This window comes from Bacillus sp. 7884-1 (genome assembly GCF_002272245.1).
GTDB lineage: Bacteria > Bacillota > Bacilli > Bacillales > Cytobacillaceae > Neobacillus.
In genome coordinates, this window is the sequence record NZ_NPDD01000021.1 from 74421 (window position 1) to 82529 (window position 8109).

The window sequence follows — 8109 nt, forward strand, 5'->3', positions numbered from 1 at the left end:
TTCAAATTTTCAGCTAAACATCTCGGAGATGATTTTCAGATAAGCCCTGCCATCGACTCCCAGCAAATGTCGACTCTCTTAGGGACAAACAGCAAATCCTACTCTTCTCGTCATTGATACATTTTAAATTATTAATAAGATTATCACGGTAAATAGGCTTCGTCAATATTATTTGACTATTTTAATTATTTTGTTAATTATAAAGCGCTTTCATTCGTTAAAGTGGAAAAAAAGGAGCAATCTCCAAACGAATTGGTAGATTACTCCTTTCTCTTGACTCTTACTTACCTTTTTTCTTTACATTGATAAACAATTTGCCTGCTGCTAATTCTCTAGCCGCATTACCAAATGTATCTACTGCTTTGACTTCAATCATAGCACCATCGGCTACCATGTCTTTTGTAGCTGTGTAGTAGCCTACATAATATCCTGGTGAAACCTCCATCATTGGCAGTTCTGTTGCATTTTGTACTGAGATAAGATTGGTTAAAGGCATATGAATCACAAAAGAAGACTTTAAACCAGGCTCACTTGTGAATTCAATTTTTACACTTTCACCTTTTTTCAACGTCTTATCCACAGCAGGTTTTACATCTGAAATCACTGGTGCTGTATAATCCACATTCACTTGAAGTGTTTGTTCGGTTCTATTACCTGCTTGGTCCTCTGCCGTAACTGCAATCGTATTTGTTCCTTCATCTAGTATTATTCTAGCTGAATAGGTGCCATTTTCCACCTTGGCTTTCGTACCATTAACCGTAACAGAGTTCAAATAATCATCTACAACTGTACCCGTAACGGTGACAGTTTCCTTATTTATTTTCCCACCATCTGTTGGGCTTGTAATGGCTAACTCTGGCACATGCTGGTCATATACTACCCCTATAGGTGCTGACGCATCTGTTATACCTTTCACAGTTGAAGCTTTTGCTGTTAGACTGTTTTCTCCATCTTGAAGTGATACCTCTATTGAATACGTACCAGCATCTGTGGCTTCACCGGTTGCAATTTCTTCTCCATGATTGTAAATATGAACGGTTGTGGTTGGTGCAACTTTCCCTTCGACCGTTACAGTGCCAACGTTTGTAAAGGAACCATCCACTGGCGATGTGATTGTCGGAGCACTTACTTCATAGTCTACCACTGCACGAATCATGTAGTTTCCTTCTTCTTCAGGTGATGGTGACCAAGCGCCGCCCACTAGTTGCCAGCTTCTTAATGCATTTTCACCATCTTCATCTGTTCCAAGTCCTGGTGAAGCCGTGTTGATTCCAGCTTGGATATAAACAAGGTAGAAATCTCCTTCAACGACAATACCGTGACTGCTTAAATCTACATGTGTCCACTGACCATTTCTTAATGCTGTTGCATCTATTGGACCAGCAAGTTTTTTACCTGGTGCTCCATCTGGACCACTGGCATCATAAACTGCCACTTTGAAATTTGTACCACCAGGAACTGGCCATTCTGTATCCCAGAATCGGAATAATCCTCCGGAAACAAGTGCCTTTTCATTACCAGGTGCTAATGACATTTTCACAGCCCAGCCATTACCTGCGTCGAAAAATGCTCTGGCATTTTCAGCTGTTCCGTCATCATAGCCAATTTCACTTGGATAACCAATGAATGGCTTCAATTCAAAGTTTTGTGAAATATTTCCTTGTAGAGAAACAGACACTTCTTGACTATAAAAATGAGGTGCAATGATTTTTAACGTATAGTCGCCTTCATAGCCTGTTAATGAATATTGTCCGTTTTCATCTGTTGCGACAGGTGCAATATTAGCATCTTCAATTAAGTAGACTGTTGCTCCTGCTACAGGCTCACCCGTTGCTTGGTAAGAACAGTTCCTGCTACTGTACCTTTAGGAAGTTCTTCTAAAGTAAAGTTAGCTGTCACTTCACCATCCTGCTCAATGTTCACGGTTTGTGTTTCTGATTGGTAACCATAGCTTTCAGCAACAACCGTAAACTCACCTGCAGCATGTGTCATTTCAAAGCTTCCGTTCGCAGGATTTGTTTTAACAGATCGACCTGATTCTAATACCGTTACCTGAGCCTGCATCGGCAAGACAACCGGAGCAACCTTATCACTGCTAGCTTCTTTAGCAGCCTCAGGCATTTGAATGGTAATTTTATTTGGATTTACTTTTTCTTTTATTTCTACATTTGCAGATGAGTCTTCTTTGTCTGCTACTACTCCTAATTGTTGTGGTACAGTGAGTGCAGTATCAGATAGGGTAACATCATCTAAATACCAGCCATCTCTAACCACACTGCCATCAGTCGTTACATTAAAAGCAACATAGATTCGTTGACCGGCATATTCACTCAAATCAACTTCACCATCTACCCATCCATTGGATAGATTATTTACCCGAAGCTTTTGAACCCAGTTTACATTATCAGTTGATACGTATACATGACCATAATCATAGTTTCTTTCAAGATTGTACCATTGTTTAAATTGTAAGTAACTGCTTCCTTCTGGTAAATCGATTGGCGGCATTTGCAGTGACATGTTGGCTCTGCTATCATACGTACCGTCTAAGTTGGTTCCATAAACTTTTTCACCTGAGAATGCTGTTCCAGGTCCGGTTGTTGGCGTGCCCCATTCCCACGTATTAGCGGCACCATAAGAAGTCCAGCCATCTGGATTACTCTCAAAATCCTGTGCGTATCCAACTGTTATTCCTGGGAGTACGGCTACAGAATATTCATTGACTGTTTCATTTCCACCGAAATCAAGTACTTTAATCGTATAGGAGATTGATTCACCAGCAATATCCTCTCCTGGGATAGCTGCTTGATAGATTCCATTTTTATAATCACCGCTGATTCGTTCTGCAGCAATTGTATTAGTAGTGCCATCTTCTAATTGATATTCAACTTCCACATTTGTTACACTGATATTGTCGGCAGCTGAAGCTTGTAACGTTAGCGGCATTCCTGCAAAAACCGTGGCAGGTTGGGAATGTTCTAACACAGGAGCTTCACTGTCGTTTCCTTCTTTTGTTACCTGTCCTTTCAGCTTTCCTAAGCCAGAAATGACAGAGGATACTGCATCATATACATTTAAGAGACCCGATCCATAACCGTTGTTTGGAGATTCTGGATACGTATTGTCGGTTAAAGGAATAGCGGTTGTTAATAATATTTCTTCTAACTCGTCAACACTTAAACTTGAATTCGCTTGTAGTAATAAGGCTATCGCTGCTGCTACGTGCGGGCCAGCCATCGATGTTCCATTCCATCCACCTTCATAGCTGCTGCCAGGTACAGAGGAGCGAATGTTAACACCTGGTGCTGAAAGCTCTGGCTTAATCTCTTCATATGGAGATGGTCCTAATAATGAAAAACTTCCTAGTAGGTTATTAATATCTGTTGCACCTGTAGCGACTGATTCAGGGTAGTTAGCAGGGTTTGCAACGGAACCAGGTCCACCAGGATTAGTTAATGTTGTGTTACCAGCTGAGAATTCTGGGAAGATTTCTGCTGCTCTCCATGCTTGAACCATAGGGCGATACCACTCATCTAAACCAGCTCCGCCACCCCATGAGTTATTTACTACATCTGGCGCCAAATCAGGATTTCCATTAGGTGCTAAAATCCATTCACCTGCTTCTAATAAATCAGCATCTGTTCCACCTGCCGCTGAAAATGCTTTAACAGCAATCCACTTTGCACCAGGTGCGACACCAATGGCATTAGAACCGTCTGGCTCAGACCCTACCATCGTCCCGGTAACATGGGTTCCATGTCCTAAATCATCATATGGTGCTGATTGACCGCCTACCGCGTCAAACCAGTTGTTTTTATGTGATGCTTGGCCAGTTGCTGGATCAAATCCACGATATTTTGACTGTAAGGCAGGGTGATTCCACTGAACGCCAGTATCAATGGATGCAACCGTAATTCCACTTCCATCAATCCCCATCTCCCAAACGGCTGGAGCACCTACGCGATCAATATTCCATTCAATCGCATTCGTTTCCGCTGTTGGTTCAAGTACCGCTCCAGCAGATTTTTCAGGAACAAACAATTGTCTTGTTTCATTTGGAAGGATTTTTTCTACTTCTTGGAAGGAAGCAACCTTTTCCATGACCTCTTTTGTAGCTGTTACCGCAATCCCGTTGACCACATAATAGGAATGAACATCTTTTGCTGCTCCCGCTTCTACTTGCTTTTGCAGGTATTCTAATAGTTCAAACTGTGTTTCCTGTGCTGTTGCTTTTAACTCAGAAACAATAGAAGAACGTTTCAATGATTTGCTTTTAGCCGGTGTTGCTTTATTGAGGCTCGCTTTTTTCTCAGCCTCTTTTGCTACGCTAGCTGTATCCACCTGTTCCTTCATTTTTATTAAAAAGGTTACCTTTTCTTTCTCATCAAATTGTTTATCTAGTCTTTTTGAAATCTTTTGCGCTGGAGATGTTAAACTGTCTTTCGCTGAAACACTGACTCCTTTTGTAGCAGCTGAACTCACTTGAGGCTGTATGAGCAAAGGTAAAACTAACATGGCAGTGCACATCACCGATAGAAAACGACGTTTCTTTTTTCTCATCCCATTACCCCCTAAGTATTTTCGGTTGACCTGTCATCTACCCTCCTCCCTATCGCACACTTTATGTTAAAAACATTGGTACTAATTTAAAAATACCTTTTAGTGGTTTGGTTTTGTGTCGAATCCCGTCTATAAAATAGCAGTTGGAAAAAAATGGTAGTTTAGTATTCATTGGGAAATATGGAAAATTAGCCCAAATTAAGGTCGGCATCGTAGAGGTTATTGTGGGAATGAATCTTTATATACTACTTTGTCCGTCTTTTTATTGGGGTAATTTTCTCTATTTATATAAAATGATTATTTTTTCCTAGTAGTATCGATACTTGATGTCGGTATTAAGTACACAGGAGCAGTGGGAAAGTAATGTTTTTCAATAGAAAGAATTCTTGTTTCCCAGTTTAAGATGGTATAATCTAGCTAAACTGTAAAATAATTCTGAATATAAAGGAGAGAGTTAGTCATGCGTATTCCCTATAATGGTATAGCACCTACTATTCATCAAAGTGTATTTGTAGCCCCAGGTGCCTATTTAATTGGCGATGTTACGATTGGTGAAGAATCAACAGTCTGGTTTAATGCTGTATTGCGAGGAGATGATGGCCCGATTACTGTTGGGAAAAGATGCAGTATCCAAGATAATTCCACCATTCATCTATATGAAGGTTCTCCGGTTGTCATTGGAGATGATGTTACCATTGGTCATAATGTTATTCTACACGGCTGCAAGATTGGAAGTTGTTCTATAATCGGAATGGGTTCGACCTTATTAGACAATGTCGAAGTGGGTGAAGAATGTATCATTGGGGCAAATACGCTGCTAGCCGCCGGTATCAAAATTCCGCCACGATCACTCGTTCTCGGCTCTCCAGGTAAAGTTGTACGTGAATTAACGGAAAAAGATTTGCAAATGCTCCAATATTCCAGTGAAAACTATGTACAAAAAGGAAAAGAATACAAAGAAATACTAAAATGAAGAAACAAAAAAAGGCAAGCATAGGGCTATGCTCGCCTTTTCTGCTACAATGCGAATCAGACAATACTTTATGAATACACTGGGCTCAGCTTGACTGGCTTCCTTACCATATAGTTTAACTTAGATTGAACATAATTAAGCAAATAGGTTAATCTAATACCGATAAGCATGAAAGTTCTAAGTATGCTAAAGAGTATATTCAAAGTATATCCCTCCACATTGAAGATTAGTGTTATTGGTTAACACTAAGACTATTATTTATCTGTGCTGGTATTTTATTCAAGCTTATATTCATAATAGCAAACAGCACCAAATTGTTTATGCACTTGCAGACGAAATTGTAAATCGATTGGTTGGTTATGCAAACACACTATTATCCGTTCATTCTGGCGAAAATTCCTATAATGCTGAATATAAGCAGTAAAAGAGTTCATCCATAATAGGGGATGAACTCTTTTTATTAATTAACTCCAGGGAACCAACCAGGTGTATGAATGATTGCTTGCCACAGTTGATCTGGAATCACTAACTGGTGTTGGTTTTCCTTGTTAATCTCTGTATTAATCTCGGTCTCTTTTCCCTCTGCAATCTTTTGGACCCAATCAGGATCGATAATAAGCTCCCGGCCTAAAGCAATAAGCGGAAGCCCAGTTTGGATAGCTTTTAGAGCTTCATCCGGAGTATAAATAGACCCAACCCCAATCACAGGCACTTTGTCACCAACTCGTTCTTGAATGATTTCAATTCGTGAACGGGTATCATCCACACCTCTCCTTGGAGTTGACCAAAAATCTTGTAATGAAACATGAAGATAGTCTAAGTTCTTTTTTGCTAGTTCATCAAGTAAAACAAGAGTATCAGCCATGGTAATCCCAGGAGTTTCGGGCTCTTCCGGTGAGAAGCGGTAACCAACAATAAATGAGCCAGTTGCATGCTCAGCTGCTACTCTCTTTACTTCATCGACAATTGCTAACGGGAAGGTTAAGCGCTTCTCGAGACTTCCTCCCCAACGGTCTTCTCGACGATTAGAATGCGGTGAGAAAAATTGTTGAATCAAGTAACCGTTCGCGCCGTGGATTTCCACACCATCGTAACCTGCTTCTATCGCTCTTCGCGTTGTCTCACCAAAGTCATGTATAATCGATTCTATTTCTTGATTAGACAATTCTCTAGGTACAGGCTTTCCCATTCCTTCTACAGGGACGCTGCTGGCACTAACTACGTCATCATTTGGGATTAATTCAGGAGGAACCTGTCTGCCGCCGTGAAAAATTTGTAAAATGGCTTTTGCTCCCTGATTTTTAATCCCAGTCGCCAGCTTTTGTAAGCTAGGAATTAATTCATCTCTGTCTCCGCCAAATTCACCATGAAATCCTTTTCCATTTGCTGTAACATATGTACATGCGGTAATGACCATTCCTACTCCACCGGAGCGCCTAGCATAATAGTTGACTTCAGCTTCTGTCACAGTTCCATCAGGATTCGATGACCAATTGGTCATTGGTGCCATCACGATTCGATTTTTTATTTGAACTCCATTTTTAAATGTATATGACTCAAGTAATGGTGCATATTTAGAATTCACCTGTTTTGTACCCCCAATTCGATTTCCATTTTCCCCTTCCTTATTTTCAGTTACTTTATAGAAAATAACCCCGCAAATATAAAAAAACACCTTGCACTAAGCAAGGTGGGAAAACAAAGTCATTCTACCTGTGTATTTCATCGGTGACACCTCAATTACAATCGTAATATTTGCCTTTGGAATCAATTAAACTACAAAGGTAAGGATACTTCTAGTGTTAGTTTTTAACATTAACACTACTAATAAATAGATTCTTCTAGCTTTAATTTAACATATTTTTAAGCCTTATTTTAGATTGCATTTATGATATTGTTTTGACAAATTTAATTTGCATAAAAATAAGCTGTTAGAATAACAGCTAGTGGGGTTTGATATTCAAGCATCTGTTCCCTTTTCTAGGATATAACACGTTCCATCCTCTGCAAATAATAAATACTTTCCGTTTTTTATATTGAAATTTACATTTTTCTTATCATAAATTAGTTTTTCTACTTTTCTAAAATTCTCAATATAGTCTCGAGGTGGATTAAATATGATTTCATGACTTCTCTTTGTAGTAACAAATCCCTTTGGGTCGCATCTCCTTTCAGGTTTTAATTCTGCAGACCATTCTCCGGTCAAAAGAATAGAAGTAGCCGTTACCTTAGTTTTTCGATTTTGAATGGACCATACTTTCCTGCAATTACACCGGTGTATTTTACTTTTCATCTATTAATACCTACTTTCAATATAAAAATAAGTATGTCGATGAATTATATTCGTTCCGGCAAGGAAATATTATGCTTTACAATGTTCTAGAACTGTTCGCAAGCCAGTCATATATCAAGTTTTATTTGGGGGCTTATTTCAATTATGAAATAATTTCAACCGTTTATCGTTACATTTATCATTGGTTTTTTACATTTCCGGTCTATTCATTACTGTTCCCAATAAAAATTGTACTAAACGGGAATGAATAGCTGCTATTCGTTACCGCTTTCGTTAAAAGTGA

4 protein-coding genes, 1 pseudogene and 1 other annotated feature (1 of these 6 cut by a window edge) are annotated in these 8109 nt (G+C 39.4%); of the genes and pseudogenes, 2 read left to right on the plus strand and 3 right to left on the minus strand.

The annotated features are described in order from the left end of the window. Window positions 1–123, minus strand: a binding site (T-box leader); it reaches 130 nt to the left of the window's first position. A 157-nt stretch (window positions 124–280) separates the two neighbouring features. Then, window positions 281–4560 (minus strand): annotated as a pseudogene (locus tag CHI06_RS03465) (S8 family serine peptidase). A gap of 460 nt (window positions 4561–5020) precedes the next feature. On the opposite strand from CHI06_RS03465, the gene CHI06_RS03470 reads away from it, so the two are divergent. Then, window positions 5021–5533, plus strand: a complete 513-nt coding sequence (locus CHI06_RS03470) for a gamma carbonic anhydrase family protein (RefSeq protein ID WP_095247032.1) — start codon at window positions 5021–5023, stop codon at window positions 5531–5533. Between the two features lie 235 nt (window positions 5534–5768). Then, window positions 5769–5957 (plus strand): hypothetical protein, encoded by a 189-nt coding sequence (locus CHI06_RS03475; protein ID WP_095247033.1) that lies wholly within the window; start codon window positions 5769–5771, stop codon window positions 5955–5957. Window positions 5958–5993: 36 nt separating this feature from the next. Here the strand turns inward: CHI06_RS03475 and CHI06_RS03480 are convergent, their stop codons facing one another. Next, entirely contained in the window at window positions 5994–7118 is a 1125-nt protein-coding gene (locus CHI06_RS03480; RefSeq protein WP_095247039.1) for an NADH-dependent flavin oxidoreductase, read from the minus strand. A gap of 375 nt (window positions 7119–7493) precedes the next feature. Beyond that, entirely contained in the window at window positions 7494–7826 is a 333-nt protein-coding gene (locus CHI06_RS03485; RefSeq protein ID WP_095247034.1) for a hypothetical protein, read from the minus strand. Window positions 7827–8109 lie beyond the last annotated feature (283 nt).